The following is a 16000-nucleotide window of genomic DNA, read 5'->3' on the forward strand; positions in this document are numbered from 1 at the left end:
CGGTCGTGGACGTGTGGGCACAAAAAAACCCGCTTTTCAGCGGGTTTCGTTGCGTCTTCTGGACTCCTGTGGAGTGCCTTGGACGGGTATCTGGTGCCGGAAATAGGAATCGAACCTACGACCTCATCATTACGAATGACGCGCTCTACCAACTGAGCTATTCCGGCGAGAAGCGGAATTCTAGGGAACCTTGGCCCCGGGCGCAAGCCTTCGCGGTCAACCCGCGAGGCGAAGCTCCTTCGGCAGGGCGAAGGTGATGTTTTCGGCCTCGCCGTCGAGCTCGCGGACGGTGCCCGCGCCCCAGGACTGCAGGCGGGCGATGACTTCCTGCACCAGCTTCTCCGGTGCCGACGCGCCGGCGGTGACGCCGATGCGGGCCTTGCCTTCGAGCCAGTCGCGCTCGATGTGCTCTGCACCGTCGATGAGGTACGAGGTGACGCCCTGCTTCTCGGCCAGTTCCTTCAGGCGATTGGAATTGGAGCTGTTGACCGACCCCACCACGAGCACGAGGTCCACGGCATCGGCGAGGCGGCGCACGGCGTCCTGGCGATTCTGCGTGGCGTAGCAGATGTCGTCCTTGCGCGGTCCTTCGATGGTGGCGAACTTCGCGCGCAACGCGCCGATGATGGCGATGGTGTCGTCCACCGAGAGCGTGGTCTGCGTGACGAACGCGAGCTTGTCCGGCTGCGCCGGTGCCAGCGCCTCGACGTCGTCCACCGATTCGACGAGGTAGATGCTGCCGGTGTTCGCCGGGTTCCACTGCCCCATCGTGCCTTCGACTTCCGGATGACCCGCGTGGCCGATCAGCACGACGTCATGGCCGGCGCGGCCCAGACGCGCGACTTCCATGTGCACCTTGGTGACCAGCGGGCACGTCGCGTCGAACACGTTGAGGCGGCGGCGGTCGGCCTCCTCGCGCACGGCCTTCGGCACGCCGTGGGCGCTGAAGATCACGGTGGCGCCATCGGGCACGTCGTGCAGCTCCTCGACGAACACGGCGCCGTCGGCGCGCAGACGCTCGACCACGTAACGGTTGTGGACGACTTCGTGGCGCACGTAGATCGGCGCGCCGTACGACTCGAGGGCGCGCTCGACGATGGCGATGGCGCGATCGACGCCGGCGCAGAAGCCGCGGGGATTGGCGAGGAGGATGTCCAAGGGGACCTCGGGGCCTTCAGGGCCGTGAAAAGGGGATGGGCGCCGCGCGGGCGCCGGACCTCTCCATTATCGCATGGGAGCCTTCGGGCTGCCGAAGAGGCTGAAGACGATGAGGGCGACGGCGCCGACGCTGATCGCGGAATCGGCGACGTTGAAGACGGGGAACGGGTAGCTGCCCAGGAACACCTGGATGAAATCGGTGACCTTCGCAGCGTGGAGCCGGTCGATGACGTTGCCCAGCGCGCCGCCCAGGATCAGGGCCAGAGGCGCGGCGGTGCGCCAGTCGGCGCGCGGCGTGCGCGACAGCCATACGGCGAGCGAGGCGCTGACGCCCACCGCGAGCAGGACGAAGAACCAGCGCTGCCAGCCGGCGCTGTCCGCCAGGAAGCTGAACGCCGCGCCCGTGTTGAAGGTGAGCGTCCAGTTCAGGATGCCCGGGATGACCGGATGCGGCGTCTCGGCCGGCTGCAGGGCCGTGAGCGCCCACCACTTGGTCAGCTGGTCGAGCACGATCATGGCGGCGGCGAGCCAGAGCCAGGACAGGGCGTTGGGTTTGGGGCGTGCGGTCATGCGGATCCGGGCGGTGCGTTGCGAGGGTCCGCGCCGCCGGGCGGCGGCGCGGAAAGGTTCGGCGACGATCGCCGGATCAGAACCAGCGGCGGTCCTCGCCCTGCCCCGTCACGTTCTCCACGCAGCGGCCGCAGATCTCGGGATGGTTCGGGTCGACGCCGACGTCCGGGCGATGGTGCCAGCAACGGACGCACTTCACCGCGTCGCTCACCGCCGCCGAGACGTAGACCTCGGCGCCGTCCAGATCGACACGCTCGGCCGTGGCCGGGCGACCTTCCAGCGGCGCGAGCGTCACCTCGGAGGTAATGAAGAAGAAGCGCAGTTCCTTCGCGGATTCCGCCAACGCGGACTGCGTCGGCAGGTCGGCGTGGATCGTCAGCGTCGCGTCGAGCGACGCACCGATCTGGCCGGCCTTGCGCATGCCTTCGAGGACGCGCGACGACGTCTCGCGGATGGCGAGCAGCGTGCTCCACCAGCCGCGCGCCTCGCCGTCCTGGCGCACGTCGAGGCCGTCGTAGAACGTCTCGAACAGCACCGACTCGCTGCGCGAACCCGGCATGTGCGCCCAGGCTTCTTCCGCCGTGAACGTGACGATCGGCCCCAGCCAGCGCAGCAGCGCCTCGAGGATCCGGTACATCGCGCTCTGCGCGCTGCGCCGGCCGCGGCTGTCCGTCGGCATCGTGTAGAGGCGGTCCTTCGTGATGTCGAGGTACAGCGCGCCCAGCTCGTTCGTGCAGAAATTCTGGATGCGCTGGACGATCTCCGGGAAGTCGTAGCGCTCGTACGCCGCCACGATCGCCGCCTGCGTGTCCGCCGCCTGCTGCACCGCCCAGCGATCGAGATCGAGGCAGGCGTCGGTGGCGAGCAGGTGCTTGTCCGGGTCGAACCCGTCGAGGTTGCCGAGCAGGAAGCGGGTGGTGTTGCGGATACGGCGGTACGTATCCGCGACGCGCTTGAGGATCTCGTCCGAGAGCGACATCTCGTTGCGGTAGTCGGTCGAGCAGATCCACAGGCGCAGGATGTCCGCGCCGAGCGTCTTCATGATGTCCTGGGGCTCGATACCGTTGCCCAGCGACTTGGACATCTTGCGACCCTGCGCGTCCACGGTGAAACCGTGGGTCAGCACGTGGTCGTACGGCGCACGGCCGTTGATGGCGGCCGACGTGAGCAGCGACGACTGGAACCAGCCGCGATGCTGGTCGGAGCCTTCGAGGTACATCACCTTGTATTCGCCCGCGTCGCCGGCCTGCAGTTCGGGGCGCGCGCCCACCACCGCGAAGTGGCTGACGCCCGAGTCGAACCACACGTCGAGGACGTCGGTGACCTTCTCGTACTTGTCCGCGTCGTCGCCGAGCAGCTCGCGCGGATCGAGGGTGAACCAGCAGTCGATGCCTTCGAGGGCGACCTTCTTCGCCACCTTCTCCATCAGCGCGACGGAGTCCGGATGCGGATCGTGCGTGACCTTGTCGATGAACAGCGTGATCGGCACGCCCCACGTGCGCTGGCGCGAGATGCACCAGTCGGGGCGACCCTCGACCATGCCCGCGATGCGCTCCTCGCCCCAGCCCGGCACCCAGCGCACGCCCTTGATGGACGTGAGCGCGGTGCGGCGCAGGTCGGCCTGCTCCATGCTGATGAACCACTGGGGCGTGGCGCGGAAGATCACCGGCGTCTTGTGGCGCCAGCAATGCGGATAGCTGTGCGTGAGCTTCGACGAGGCGAGCAGCACGCCGCGGTCGCGCAGGAGATCGACGATCTGGTCGTTGGCCTTCCAGATGTGCACGCCGGCGAACGACACGTCGCCCGCCAGTGGCAGCTCCGCGCGATAGACGCCACGGCCGTCGACGTAGTTGAGCGTGCCGATGCCGTAGTGCTGGCCCACGGTGAAGTCTTCCGCGCCATGGTCGGGCGCGGTGTGCACGGCACCGGTACCGTCCTCGTCCGAGACGTGCTCGCCGAGGATGATGGGTAGCTGCTTGTCGTAGAACGGATGGCGCAGCGGCTGGTTCTCCAGCACCGCGCCCTGCACGCGCCCGAGCACGTTCACGCGCTCCACGCCGTAGCGCGCGAGCGCCTTCTCCACCAGCGCCGAGGCGATCACGAGCAGCAGCGGATTGCCGCCGCGCGACGGACCCTCGACCAGCGAATACTCGAGCTCGCCGCCAAGCGACACGGCCTGGCTGGACGGCAGCGTCCAGGGGGTGGTCGTCCAGATGGGCACGGCGACGGTGGCGTCACCCGCGGCGACGCCGAACAGCGCGGCGAACGAGATCGAATCCACGGCGTCGTAGGCGACGTCGACGGCCGGCGAGGTCTTGTCGGCGTATTCGATCTCGGCCTCTGCGAGCGCCGAACCGCAGTCGAAGCACCAGTACACCGGCTTCGCGCCGCGCACCACGTGGCCGTTGTCGACGATACGCGCGAGCGCGCGGATCATGTCGGCCTCGTACGTGAAGTCGAGCGTGCGGTACGGTTTTTCCCAGTCGCCGAGGACGCCGAGGCGCTTGAAGTCGACGCGCTGCAGGTCGATCTGCGCCATCGCGTATTCGCGACACTTCTGCCGGAACGCGGCGGCGTCGAGCTTGTCGCCGGCCTTGCCGAACTTCTTCTCGATCGCGATCTCGATCGGAAGACCGTGGCAGTCCCAGCCCGGCACGTAGGGCGCCCGGTAGCCGGCCATCAGCTTCGACTTGACGACGACGTCCTTGAGCACCTTGTTGACGGCATGGCCCAGGTGGATCGCGCCGTTCGCGTACGGCGGGCCGTCGTGCAGCACGAACACCTTGTCGCGGCCCGCCGTTTTCTCCTGGATCTGCGCATAGCGCCCCACGCGCTCCCACGTCGCCAGCCAGTTAGGCTCGCGCTTGGGCAGGTCGCCACGCATCGGGAAATCCGTCTGCGGCAGGTTGATGGTGTTCTTGTAGTCCTGGGTCATCGCTTAGAACCGTGGGTTTCGGGGCGTGACGCGCGCGAGGCGCGTTCCGTCGTCAATCGACAAGTATGGGGTTCATCCCAAGGGCCTGCCGGGCGGCGATCTCGTCCTTGCGCATCTGCGCCGTCAGGGCGTCGAGGCCGTCGAATTTTTCTTCGTCGCGCAGCTTCCGCACGAACTCCACGCCGATGCGCTGGCCGTAGAGATCGCCGGAGAAATCGAAAAGATGGGCTTCCAGCAGGGGCTCCTGCACCGCGTTCACCGTCGGCCGGCGGCCCAGGCTCGCGACGCCCGGCCAGCTGCACGGGCCGTCGCCGATGCCGATGCGCACGGCGAAGATGCCCTGGATGGGGCTCACCCTGTCCGTGAGATGGACGTTCGCGGTGGGATATCCAAGGGTGCGACCGAGCTGCTGGCCGTGCTCGACATGGCCGTCGATCACGAACGGCCGCCCCAGCAGGCGGGTCGCGCCGGCGAAATCGCTTTCCGCCAGCAGCGTGCGCACCCGCGAGGACGACACCCGCTCGCCGTCGACGACCACCGGCCGCACCGCGTGCGCGGTGAAACCCAGCTCCGCGCCCATGGACTGCAGCAGCGCGAAATCGCCGCCACGGCGGTGACCGAATCGGAAGTCCTCGCCCACCCAGACCTCGCGCGCAGCCATGCGGCCGACGATGACCCGGCGGACGAAGTCCTCGGCGGACATCTCGGTCAGGGCCTTGTCGAAGCGTAGCGACAGCAGGTCGCGGATGCCGGCCGCGGTCATGCCCTCGGCTTTTTCGCGGACCCCCGAAAGACGCGCCACGGGCTCCTTCGAGAAGAACGCACGCGGCAGCGGCTCGAAGCTGATGACCGCCGGGGCCAGGCCCGCGGCCTCCGCGCGGCGACGCACCTCCGAGAGGATCGCCTGGTGACCGAGATGCAGGCCATCGAACGCACCGATCGCGACGATGCTGCCACCGGGCGCGAGGCACGGTCCATCGACGTCGCGATGCAGTCGCAGCGTCATGCCCGGGGGTCCTGGAATCGATGCGGAATAAAAGCCATCGGGCCAGTATAGCGGCCCCATTGCGCCGCACAATGCGACGCGCGGGAACCTCAGTGGGCGCGCAGGTCGCGCAGGCGGAAGCCCAGCGCGAACAGGCTCGCGACATACGCACCGCCGCCCGCGACCACCAGCACCGCGAGACGCCCCACCCGCTGCCACTTCTCCACGTCGCTCCATTCCGGCCAGACCCACAGGCCGCCGAGCAGCACCGCGACCATCACGGCGCAGGCGACGCCGAGGCGGAGCAAGTGTCGCGGCCAGCCGGGCTGGCGGGTGTAGACGCCGGCCTTGCCCAGCCAGCGCCAGAGCAGCAGCAGGTTGAGGTAGCTGGCCAGCGCGCTGGCCATGCCCAGCGCCATGTGCAGGCCCGGGATCGTCGCCAGGGCCGTCATCCACGAGCCCGCCTTCTGCGCCGGGCTCGCCCAGAGGAAGAACAGCAGGGCCAGGAACGCGACGTTGAAGACCATGTTGGCGACCAGCGACGCCACCCCCGCCCGCACCGGCGTCTTCGTGTCCTTGCGGGCATAGAAGGCCGGCAGCACCACCTTGACCAGCGCGAACGCCGGCAGGCCGAAGCTCAGCGCGGAGATCGACAGCGACGCCATCTTCGTGTCGAACGGCGTGAACCGCCCGTGCTGGAAGATCGTCGCCACCAGCGGCACCGAAAGGATCATCAGCGCGAACATCGCCGGGACGGCGATGAGCAGCGTCGTGCGCAGGCCCCAGTCGAGCGCGCGCGAGAAGCCCGCCTTGTCGGTCGCCACGTGATGGCGCGACAGCGACGGCAGGATGACCGTGCCCAGCGCCACGCCGAAGACGCCCAGCGGCAGCTCCAGGAAGCGGTCCGCCTGCGACAGCCAGCTCTGCGACCCCGCGATCAGCAGCGAGGCGATGACGGTGTCGAGCAGCAGGTTGATCTGCGCGACCGAGGAGCCGAACAGCGTCGGCACCATCAGGGTCATGATCCGGCGCACGTCCGGCGAGCTCCAGCCCCAGCGAGGGAGCGCCAGAAGATCGAGCTGCCGCAACGCCGGCAGCTGGAACAGCAGCTGGAGCAGGCCCGCGACGAGGATCGCCCAGCCCATCGCCATGATCGGCGTCCGCAGCTTCGGCGCCAGCCAGAGCGCGCCCGCGATCATGCACAGGTTGAGGATCACCGGCGTCAGGGCCGGCAGGCCGAACCGGTGGAAGCTGTTCAGGGCGCCGCCACTCAGAGCGGTGAGCGAGACGAAGAGCAGGAACGGAAAGGTGAGCCGCAGCAGGTCGACCGTGAGGCCGAACTTCTCCGGCGTATCGACCGCCCCGGGCGAGAACAGCGCGGTGACCTGCGGCGCGAAGATGACACCCAGGGCCACGACCACGAGCAGCACGCCGCCGAGCGTGCCGGCCGTCAGCCCCATCAGCCGCTTGAGATCCGCATGCGGCCGCGTCTCCTTCACCTCGGTGAACACCGGCACGAAGGCCGTCGAGAACGACCCCTCCGCGAAGAGGCGGCGCATGAAGTTGGGGATGCGGAAAGCCACCCAGAAGGCGTCGGTCGCCGCGTTGGCGCCGAACGAGGCATTGATCGCCATGTCGCGGACGAGCCCGAGCACGCGCGAAACCATGGTCATGCCGCTGAAACTGAGCATGCCGCGAAGAAGGCTGGGGGTTTTCATCCGGTCGAGGGCTGGCAAAAGGGATAGTTTGACAGGCCGGGAGGGCGATGGGGCGTGGCAAGGGGGGCTCGGGGTGGGAATTGGGGGGCGCGGGTGTGGCCGGGGGGTGGGAGTTGGGAATTGGGGGCGATGTAGCCGGCGGACGCGAGAGGGTGCTGGAAGCTCCGCGCCGGCGTCGACGCCCAGCTGATGGCCTGTCGCGCCCTCAACCGCCCGTCGGGATCGCGCCCCCATTTCCCATCCCCCATCCCCCGGCCACACCCGCGCCCCCAATTCCCATCCCCCATCTCCCTTCGCGTCGCGCCCCCACCCACACCCCCCTAACCTATTGACCAACCCCACCTTTGAGGTCAAACTAAGCGTCTTTTTTAAAACCAACCGAACTCTGGAGCTTTACCTTGGCCAACATCAAGTCCGCGAAGAAGCGTGCGCGTCAGTCGGAGCAGCGCCGTCTGCGCAACGTCAGCGCGCGTTCCATGGTGCGTTCCGCACTGAAGAAGGTCGTCAAGGCGATCGACGCCAAGGATAAGGCAGCCGCTGCCAGCGCCTACGCCGTCGCCGTGCCGGTGATGGATCGCTACGCCGCCCGCGGCCTGATCCACAAGAACAAGGCCGCTCGTCACAAGAGCCGCCTGAACGCGAAGATCCGCGACCTGGCATAAGCCTGCGCGACATCGCTGTTCACAAAAAAAGCCGGCTTCCGCCGGCTTTTTTTTGTGTCTCCCTCCCTCCGGTCGCCGTACCCGCGCTACCGAAGGGTGGGAGCCGATCGTATCGGCGATAGGCCAGGCCTACTCCCCGCGCATCCGCACGTCGTCGCGTTCGTCGGTGCGCTCGCGCTGCTTCGCGCGCTCGGCATCGAAGAACTGCTGCACCTTAAGACAGACGTCCCAGGTCCCCACCTCGCCCGCGGCGGAAACGACGAACCACGGCGCCTTCCACTCCAGGCGGGCGACGATGTCGTCGACCAAGGCCTTGAGCTCATCCTCGTCGTCGATGACGTCGGACTTGTTGATCACCAGCCAGCGCGGACGCTCGACGAGCTCCTCATCGAACTGCTGGAGCTCGGCCTCGATCGCACGGACCTGCTCGACGGGATCCGAGCCGTCGATGGGACGGATGTCGACCACGTGCAGCAGGAGACTGGTGCGCGACACGTGACGCAGGAACTGGATGCCCAGGCCGGCGCCTTCGGCCGCACCCTCGATGATCCCGGGGATGTCCGCGATCACGAAGCTCTGGTCCGTGCCGATGCGCACGACGCCGAGGTTCGGATGCAGCGTGGTGAACGGGTAGTCGGCCACGCGCGGCGTCGCCGCCGAGACGGCGCGGATGAACGTGCTCTTGCCCGCGTTCGGGAAGCCCAGCAGACCGACGTCGGCGAGCAGGCGCAGCTCGAGCTTGAGATCGCGCACTTCGCCCGGCGTGCCCGGCGTCGACTTGCGCGGCGCGCGGTTCACCGAGCTCTTGAAATGGATGTTGCCCAGGCCGCCACGACCACCCTGCGCCACCTTCAGGCGCTGGCCGTGCGACGTGAGGTCGCCGATCACCTCGTCGGTATCGACGTTGGTGACCACGGTGCCGACGGGCACGCGGACCTCGGTGTCTTCGCCACCCTTGCCGTACATCTGGCTGCCCATGCCGCCCTGCCCGCGCTGCGCCTTGAACGAGCGCATGTGGCGGAAGTCGACGAGGGTGTTGAGGCCTTCGTCGGCCACGAGCCACACGGAGCCGCCATTGCCGCCATCGCCGCCATCGGGACCACCGAACGGGATGAATTTCTCGCGACGGAAGCTGACACAACCGTTGCCGCCGTCACCGGCCGAGACCCTGATTTGCGCTTCGTCGACGAATTTCATGGGGAAAACCTGGAAAGAGTGTGATGCCGCGCTACAAACGAAAAGCCCCGCCTAGGGCGGGGCCTTCGCTATCGCGTCGGGCGAGGCTTACGCCTGGACGACGTCGACGAACTTGCGGCCCTTGTCGCCGCGGGTCTTGAACGACACGGTGCCGTCGACCAGCGCGAACAGGGTGTGATCGCGGCCGAGGCCGACGCCCACGCCGGCGTGGAACTTGGTGCCACGCTGACGAACGATGATGTTACCGGCTTCGACAGCCTGGCCACCGTAGATCTTCACGCCGAGGTACTTCGGGTTCGAATCGCGGCCGTTACGGCTGGAACCTACGCCTTTTTTATGTGCCATGACTTATATCCTCCGGCGACTCAGGCGTTGATGCCCGTGATCTCGATTTCGGTGTAGTGCTGACGATGTCCCTGCGTGCGCTTGTAGTGCTTGCGACGACGGAACTTGATGATGCGGATCTTATCGGCGCGGCCGTGGGCGCGAACCTTCGCGCTGACGGTGGCACCGGCGACCAGCGGGGCGCCGACCGTGACCGACTCGCCTTCGCCGACGAGGAGGACCTGGTCGAACGTGAAGGTGGAATCGACATCGGCGGGGAGCAGCTCGACGCGCAGGACTTCGCCTGCCATCACGCGATACTGCTTGCCACCGGTCTTGATGACTGCGTAGCTCATGGTGATTTCCTGTTACTGATTATGTAGTTCTTTTTAGGGTCGTACGGGTGTTGCGAACTGCGAATTATAGCGGGACCCAAAAGGCAAGGTCAATCAGGCGGTTAAGATCGGGCGTCTCAAGGCCCCTCTCCCCGCACACCAGTAAAATCAGCATGTTACCAGCTGACCGTAGGAGCGCGCCCTGCGCGCGACATGTTTTCGCGATGAGCCGCAGGACCTGCGGCCCCTCGCGAAAGGCTGTCGCGGCCAGGGCCGCTCCCACAAGGCGCGCCCCTGTCGCGGCTACTTCTTCTTCGCCGACGCTGGCGCCGGCGCCGCCGGAGCGGGCTTCGCCGCCGCGCCCGTGGCCGGGCACTGACCCTGGGCGTTGAGCGTGCCCTGGCTCTGGAGCTGGCCGATCATCTGCTTGCCGCGTTCCTGGCCCCAGGCCTTGCCGATCTGCATGCCCTCGGCCATGGTCGCCGGCATCTGCGTGATCACCTTCTGGCCCAGCGGCGAACGGTAGAACTTCAGCAGGCCGTCGACGTCCTCGGCCGTGAAGTGCTTCTGGTAAACGGGCACCATGCGGCCGATCAGCTGATTCGTCGCGTTGGCGTCCACGAAGCCCTGCCAGTAGCTGGCGGGCACGCACGGCAGCGCGGTGGCCATCACACCGGCCATCTGGCTGTTCATCTGGCTGAGCATCTTGCCCATGCCCACGGCCTCCATCAGCTGGCGCACCTGCGCCTCGCTGGGCGGCGCCGCCAGCGCCTGGCCCGCACTCCACGCCAGCACCAGGCCGGCCGCGATCCCTGTCCACTTACGCATGCGTCGTCTTCCTCTTCGGATGATTGGCTTGGGTCGGATCCCCTCCCCCGAGGGGCCGGCGCCATGGTAGCCGCCACCGGGCCGGTTCGGGCAACCCCCTCGAAGCATGCGTCCGGAGCCTCATGACAAATGTGATGAACAGTCACAGGTCGACGCGGAATGAAGGCCGAAAAGCCTTGGTATAGTCAGTGGCTTCCCCCATCTACGTCGGCACATGGACAGCATTCGCATCCGCGGCGCCCGCACGCACAATCTCAAGAATATCGACCTCGACCTGCCCCGCGATCGCCTGATCGTGATCACGGGGCTGTCCGGGTCCGGCAAATCCTCGCTGGCCTTCGACACCATCTACGCCGAAGGCCAGCGTCGCTATGTCGAGTCGCTGTCGGCTTACGCCCGGCAGTTCCTCTCGATGATGGAAAAGCCGGATGTGGACACGATCGAAGGCCTCTCGCCGGCCATCTCGATCGAGCAGAAGTCGACCTCCCATAATCCCCGCTCCACCGTCGGCACGATCACCGAGGTGTACGACTACCTGCGCCTGCTCTACGCGCGCGTCGGCACGCCCCGTTGCCCGAACCACGGCATTCCGCTCGAAGCGCAGACGGTCAGCCAGATGGTCGACACCGCGCTCGCGCTGGATCCGGACAAGCGCTGGATGCTGCTGGCGCCCGTGATCCGCGAGCGCAAGGGCGAGCACGTGCAGGTGTTCGATCAGCTGCGCGCGCAAGGCTTCGTGCGCGCCCGCGTCGACGGCGAGGTGTACGACCTCGACGCCGTCCCGCCGCTGACCCTGCGCCAGAAGCATACGATCGAAGCGGTCATCGACCGTTTCCGTCCGCGCGAGGACATCAAGCAGCGCCTGGCCGAGTCCTTCGAGACCGCGCTTCGTCTCGGCGACGGCATCGTCATCCTCGTCGACATGGACGACGCGAAGGCCGGCGAGCAGCTGTTCTCGTCGCGGTTCTCGTGCCCCATGTGCGACTACTCGCTGCCGGAACTCGAGCCGCGTCTGTTCTCGTTCAATTCGCCCGTCGGCGCCTGCCCCACCTGCGACGGCCTGGGCGTGACCCAGGTGTTCGACCCGGCGCGCGTCGTCGGCCACCCGGAGCTCAGCCTCGCCGGCGGCGCCATTCGCGGCTGGGATCGTCGTAACGCCTACTACTACCAGATGATCCTGTCGCTGGCGAAGTACTACGGCTTCGATCCGGAGACGCCGTGGCGCGAACTGACGAAGTCGGCTCAGAACGCCGTGCTCAACGGTTCGGGCAAGGACCTGATCCCGTTCCGCTACATCACCGACCGGGGCGGCAAGGTCACGCGCGAGCACAAGTTCGAAGGCATCCTGCCGAACCTGGAGCGCCGCTATCGCGAGACCGAGTCCACGGCCGTTCGCGAGGAGCTGGCGCGCTACATCTCCGACCACCCGTGCCCGGACTGCGGCGGCCAGCGCCTCAACCCGTCGGCGCGCAATGTGTTCGTGGCCGACCGCGCCATTCCCGAGCTCACCTCGCTGGCCATCGACAACGCGCTGGCCTTCTTCGAGACCCTGGCCTTGCCCGGCTGGCGTGGCGAGATCGCGGTGAAGATCGTGAAGGAGATCCGCGAGCGGCTGACCTTCCTCAACGATGTCGGCCTCAACTACCTCACGCTCGACCGCCAGGCGGATTCGCTTTCTGGCGGCGAGGCGCAGCGCATCCGCCTCGCCAGCCAGATCGGCGCGGGGCTCGTCGGCGTGATGTACGTGCTCGACGAGCCGTCCATCGGCCTGCATCAGCGCGACAACGAACGACTGCTCGGTACCCTCACCCGCCTGCGCGATCTGGGCAACACGGTGATCGTGGTCGAGCATGACGAGGACGCGATCCGCGCCGCGGACCACATCCTCGACATCGGCCCGGGCGCGGGCGTGCACGGCGGCGACATCGTCGCCGAAGGCACGCTCGAGCAGGTGCTCGCCTCGCCGCGCTCCGTCACGGCGAAGTACCTCACCGGCGAGCGCGGCATCCGCGTGCCGGAGAAGCGCCGCGAAGCGCGCGACGACCAGTGGATCGAGCTCAAGGGCGCCAGCGGCAACAACCTCAAGGACGTGGACGTCCGCATCCCGGTCGGCGTGTTCACCTGCGTCACCGGCGTGTCGGGCTCCGGCAAGTCGACGCTGATCAACGACACGTTCTACCGCCTCGCGGCGATGGAACTCAACGGCGCGAGCGAGCAGCCGGCGCCATACGAATCGATCGAAGGCCTCGAGCTGTTCGACAAGGTCGTGGACATCGACCAGTCGCCGATCGGCCGCACGCCGCGCTCGAATCCCGCCACGTACACCGGCCTGTTCACGCCGCTGCGCGAGCTCTACGCGCAGGTGCCGGAGGCGCGCCAGCGTGGTTACACGCCGGGCCGCTTCAGCTTCAACGTTCGCGGCGGCCGCTGCGAGGCGTGCGAAGGCGACGGCATGATCAAGGTGGAGATGCACTTCCTCCCCGACGTATACGTGCCGTGCGACGTGTGCCACGGCAAGCGCTACAACCGCGAAACGCTCGAGGTGCTGTACAAGGGCCACACCATCGCCGACGTGCTCGACATGACGGTGGAAGACGCCTTCAAGCTGTTCGAGAACGTGCCGGTGATCGCACGCAAGCTGGAAACGCTGCGGGCGGTGGGCCTCGACTACATCAAACTCGGCCAGAGCGCCACCACGCTGTCCGGCGGCGAGGCGCAGCGCGTGAAGCTTTCCAAGGAGCTGTCGAAGCGCGACACCGGCAGCACGCTGTACATCCTCGACGAGCCCACGACCGGCCTGCACTTCCACGACATCGAGCAGCTGCTCGACGTGCTGCATCGCCTGGTGGATCACGGCAACACCGTGGTGGTGATCGAGCACAACCTCGATGTCATCAAGACGGCCGACTGGCTCGTGGACCTCGGTCCGGAAGGCGGCTCGGGCGGCGGACAGATCCTCGTCAGCGGCACGCCGGAGAAGGTCGCCGCGACGAAGACCTCGCACACCGGCCGCTTCCTGCTGCCGCACCTCAAGCCGGCGGCGCCGGTGACGAAGGCGCCGGCGAAGGCGGCCGCACGCAAGAACACCGCGAAGGCCGCTCCGATGAAGGCGGCCGCCAAGAAAACGCCCGCGAAGAAGAAAAGGACCGCATGAGCACCGAAGCCGCCCAGACCCCGAGCCCGACGCCGATCTTCATCACGCCGATGGACGTCCGTTGGCAGGATCTCGACGCGTACAACCACGTCAACAATTCGAACTACCTGGTCTACCTGCAGGAAGCCCGACTGAAGTGGCTCAAGGAGCTGCCCGGCGACTGGTACAGCCCGTCCGCGGCGCCGGTGATGGCCCATAGCGAGATCAACTACCGCCTGCCCATCGAATGGCCGGCGGACATCCAGATCGAGTTGTACGCCAATCGCATGGGCACCAGCTCGATGACGGTCGGCCACCGCATCCTCGATTCGCAGGACGCCACCCGCATCCATTGCGACGGCAGCGTCACCATGGTCTGGATCGATACGAAGACCGGCCGCCCGGTCCCGCTTCCGCAGGTCATCCGCGACGCCGTGGCCGCGGCCCGGCAGGACTAAAAGACGCTTCCATCGCCGATACGATCGGCTCCCACCGTTCGGGCCCCGGGCGGAATGGTGGGAGCGGATCGCATCGGCGATCCCGCGGCGGCGGGCACGGCTGCCGAACCGTGCCGCAAAAGATCGCGACCGTTCATTTCGCCCCGGTATGATCCGCGAGGATCATCATGGAGAGCATCATGCAACGTTCCCTCGTCCTCGCGATCGCCTGCGCCGTTTCCCTTCGCGCGTTCGCCGCCGATGAGCGCACCGCGCTCACGCTCTACCGCGCCGACGGCGATGCGCTCTTCGCCACGGGAGGCGACGCCGTTTCCGGCGACGGTTACGCCGTGGTGCACGAGCGCCGCGCGTTCGACCTGAAGGGCGGCACGCAGGATCTCTCCATCGACGGCCTCCCCTCCGCGCTCGACAGCGAAGCGCTGTCGCTGCGCTTTCCCGGCAAGGACACCCGCGTCGTCTCGCAGCGCCTGCTGCTCGGCCAGGGCTTCGACGGCGCCGTCGCCGGCCTCGTCGGCCACGATGTCGTCGTGGTCGGCGAAAGCGGCCAGGCGCTCGCCAGCGGCACGCTCGTTCGCGGTGGCGATGCGCTCGTCGTGCGCGACAGCAGCGGCCACGCCACGCTCATCCGCCAGTACGCCGCCCTGCGTGCCGCCGACAGCACGGACTTCGCCCGTGGTTCGACGCTGCAGGTGCGTGTCGCCGGCGGCGCGGCGGGCAGGACGAACGCCAACCTCGATTACCCCACGTCCGGCCTGGGCTGGCGCGGCGCCTACGTCGCGACGCTCGCGCCGGGCAACGCCTGCCGCATGACCTTCGACGCCGCGGCGAGCATCGCCAACCGTAGCGGACGCGACTGGAAGGACGTCTCGCTCAAGCTCGTCGCCGGCGATGCGCGGCGCGCGAAGGCACCGATCCAGAACAAGCTCTTCATGGTCCGTGCCGCGCCGGCCCCGGCCGCCATGGATGCCGAGTCGATGGCGCCTCGACAGGCCACGCTGGGCGACCTGCGCACCTACACGCTGCCGACGCCGGTCGACCTCCCCGACGGCAGCGTCACCCAGACGCCGCTGTACGACCGCCACACCCTCGACTGCCAGCGCGAGGCCGTGTACGACGGTGGCAACACGTGGTTCCCGCCGCGGCCCAACGCCGAGCGCCAGCCGATCCTCGCCAACGCCGGCACGCCGATCGTGTCCAACATCCGCTTCAGGGCATTCGACAGCCTGCCCGCCGGTTACGTCCGCGTGCTGACGACCGACCGCGACGGCAACGCCGAACTGCTCGGCGAAGGACGCATCGACGACACGCCGAAGAACAAGGACACCACGGTGTCGCTCGGCAACGCCTTCGACCTGTCCGCCACGCGCGAGCAGACGGCGTTCACGGCGGACATGCCGGGGCACCGGATCGACGAAAGCACCCGTATCGTCCTGACCAACGCGGGCGACACGGCGCGCACGGTCACCGTTCGCGAGCATCCCAACCGCTGGCGCGCCTGGACGATCACGTCGTCGTCGATGAAGCCGTCGAAGGTCACGCCGGAGGTGGCGGAGTTCAGTGTCACCGTTCCGGCGAATGGCAGCGCGACGCTCGATTACGCCGTGCGCTACACCTGGGCGGACGCGGATATCGCCCAGTAACCGGCATCGCTGAGGCGCCTGATCGCCGATACGATCGGCTCCCACCCTTCGGTACGT

The 16000-nt window shown here is 67.6% G+C and carries 13 protein-coding genes and 1 tRNA gene; 4 read left to right on the forward strand and 10 right to left on the reverse strand.

Annotated elements, in window-relative coordinates:
* Positions 1 to 91 precede the first annotated feature (91 nt).
* From BMY69_RS07080 to murJ, 6 genes are all read right to left on the reverse strand, one after another.
* Positions 92 to 167, reverse strand: a tRNA-Thr gene (locus tag BMY69_RS07080).
* Positions 168 to 216: 49 nt separating this feature from the next.
* A complete protein-coding gene (gene ispH, locus BMY69_RS07085) occupies positions 217 to 1158 on the reverse strand; it encodes a 4-hydroxy-3-methylbut-2-enyl diphosphate reductase (protein ID WP_090176508.1) in 942 nt (313 codons plus the stop codon).
* Between the two features lie 66 nt (positions 1159 to 1224).
* A complete protein-coding gene (gene lspA, locus BMY69_RS07090; protein ID WP_090052314.1) occupies positions 1225 to 1728 on the reverse strand; it encodes a signal peptidase II in 504 nt (167 codons plus the stop codon).
* A 76-nt stretch (positions 1729 to 1804) separates the two neighbouring features.
* Positions 1805 to 4663 (reverse strand): isoleucine--tRNA ligase, encoded by a 2859-nt coding sequence (ileS, locus tag BMY69_RS07095; protein ID WP_090176511.1) that lies wholly within the window; start codon positions 4661 to 4663, stop codon positions 1805 to 1807.
* A gap of 52 nt (positions 4664 to 4715) precedes the next feature.
* Positions 4716 to 5669 carry a bifunctional riboflavin kinase/FAD synthetase gene (locus BMY69_RS07100; protein ID WP_090176514.1) on the reverse strand — a complete coding sequence of 318 codons (954 nt, stop codon included), beginning with the start codon at positions 5667 to 5669 and terminating at the stop codon, positions 4716 to 4718.
* Positions 5670 to 5758: 89 nt separating this feature from the next.
* Positions 5759 to 7366, reverse strand: a complete 1608-nt coding sequence (gene murJ, locus BMY69_RS07105; protein ID WP_090176516.1) for a murein biosynthesis integral membrane protein MurJ — start codon at positions 7364 to 7366, stop codon at positions 5759 to 5761.
* Between the two features lie 398 nt (positions 7367 to 7764).
* On the opposite strand from murJ, the gene rpsT reads away from it, so the two are divergent.
* Positions 7765 to 8028 carry a 30S ribosomal protein S20 gene (rpsT, locus tag BMY69_RS07110; protein ID WP_090052307.1) on the forward strand — a complete coding sequence of 88 codons (264 nt, stop codon included), beginning with the start codon at positions 7765 to 7767 and terminating at the stop codon, positions 8026 to 8028.
* A gap of 129 nt (positions 8029 to 8157) precedes the next feature.
* On the opposite strand, the gene cgtA is transcribed toward rpsT, so the two are convergent.
* The 4 genes from cgtA to BMY69_RS07130 all read right to left on the reverse strand — a co-directional run bounded on the left by cgtA (position 8158) and on the right by BMY69_RS07130 (position 10712).
* On the reverse strand, positions 8158 to 9225 hold the full coding sequence (cgtA, locus tag BMY69_RS07115; protein WP_090176519.1) for an Obg family GTPase CgtA: 1068 nt from the start codon (positions 9223 to 9225) through the stop codon (positions 8158 to 8160).
* Between the two features lie 87 nt (positions 9226 to 9312).
* Positions 9313 to 9570 carry a 50S ribosomal protein L27 gene (gene rpmA, locus BMY69_RS07120; RefSeq protein ID WP_072321611.1) on the reverse strand — a complete coding sequence of 86 codons (258 nt, stop codon included), beginning with the start codon at positions 9568 to 9570 and terminating at the stop codon, positions 9313 to 9315.
* A gap of 20 nt (positions 9571 to 9590) precedes the next feature.
* A complete protein-coding gene (gene rplU, locus BMY69_RS07125; RefSeq protein WP_090176522.1) occupies positions 9591 to 9905 on the reverse strand; it encodes a 50S ribosomal protein L21 in 315 nt (104 codons plus the stop codon).
* 282 nt (positions 9906 to 10187) lie between these two features.
* Complete coding sequence (locus BMY69_RS07130) at positions 10188 to 10712, reverse strand: DUF2059 domain-containing protein (RefSeq protein WP_090176524.1); 525 nt, start codon at positions 10710 to 10712, stop codon at positions 10188 to 10190.
* A gap of 214 nt (positions 10713 to 10926) precedes the next feature.
* On the opposite strand from BMY69_RS07130, the gene uvrA reads away from it, so the two are divergent.
* The 3 genes from uvrA to BMY69_RS07145 all read left to right on the forward strand — a co-directional run bounded on the left by uvrA (position 10927) and on the right by BMY69_RS07145 (position 15943).
* Complete coding sequence (gene uvrA, locus BMY69_RS07135) at positions 10927 to 13866, forward strand: excinuclease ABC subunit UvrA (RefSeq protein ID WP_090176527.1); 2940 nt, start codon at positions 10927 to 10929, stop codon at positions 13864 to 13866.
* On the forward strand, positions 13863 to 14303 hold the full coding sequence (locus BMY69_RS07140) for an acyl-CoA thioesterase (protein ID WP_090052298.1): 441 nt from the start codon (positions 13863 to 13865) through the stop codon (positions 14301 to 14303). Before uvrA ends, BMY69_RS07140 begins: the two co-directional genes overlap by 4 nt.
* 179 nt (positions 14304 to 14482) lie before the next feature.
* Entirely contained in the window at positions 14483 to 15943 is a 1461-nt protein-coding gene (locus BMY69_RS07145) for a DUF4139 domain-containing protein (protein ID WP_255364479.1), read from the forward strand.
* Positions 15944 to 16000: the final 57 nt, after the last annotated feature.

It is taken from the genome of Luteibacter sp. UNC138MFCol5.1, from assembly GCF_900110505.1.
Taxonomy (GTDB): Bacteria; Pseudomonadota; Gammaproteobacteria; order Xanthomonadales; family Rhodanobacteraceae; genus Luteibacter.

Bases quoted from the DNA above. Each gene is read 5' to 3' on its own strand.
- BMY69_RS07130 (WP_090176524.1), bottom strand. From the start codon at position 10,712: ATGCGTAAGTGGACAGGGATCGCGGCCGGCCTGGTGCTGGCGTGGAGT.
- murJ (WP_090176516.1), bottom strand. From the start codon at position 7,366: ATGAAAACCCCCAGCCTTCTTCGCGGCATGCTCAGTTTCAGCGGCATG.
- uvrA (WP_090176527.1), top strand. From the start codon at position 10,927: ATGGACAGCATTCGCATCCGCGGCGCCCGCACGCACAATCTCAAGAAT.
- rplU (WP_090176522.1), bottom strand. From the start codon at position 9,905: ATGAGCTACGCAGTCATCAAGACCGGTGGCAAGCAGTATCGCGTGATG.
- rpmA (WP_072321611.1), bottom strand. From the start codon at position 9,570: ATGGCACATAAAAAAGGCGTAGGTTCCAGCCGTAACGGCCGCGATTCG.
- BMY69_RS07145 (WP_255364479.1), top strand. From the start codon at position 14,483: ATGCAACGTTCCCTCGTCCTCGCGATCGCCTGCGCCGTTTCCCTTCGC.
- ileS (WP_090176511.1), bottom strand. From the start codon at position 4,663: ATGACCCAGGACTACAAGAACACCATCAACCTGCCGCAGACGGATTTC.
- BMY69_RS07100 (WP_090176514.1), bottom strand. From the start codon at position 5,669: ATGACGCTGCGACTGCATCGCGACGTCGATGGACCGTGCCTCGCGCCC.
- cgtA (WP_090176519.1), bottom strand. From the start codon at position 9,225: ATGAAATTCGTCGACGAAGCGCAAATCAGGGTCTCGGCCGGTGACGGC.
- lspA (WP_090052314.1), bottom strand. From the start codon at position 1,728: ATGACCGCACGCCCCAAACCCAACGCCCTGTCCTGGCTCTGGCTCGCC.
- BMY69_RS07140 (WP_090052298.1), top strand. From the start codon at position 13,863: ATGAGCACCGAAGCCGCCCAGACCCCGAGCCCGACGCCGATCTTCATC.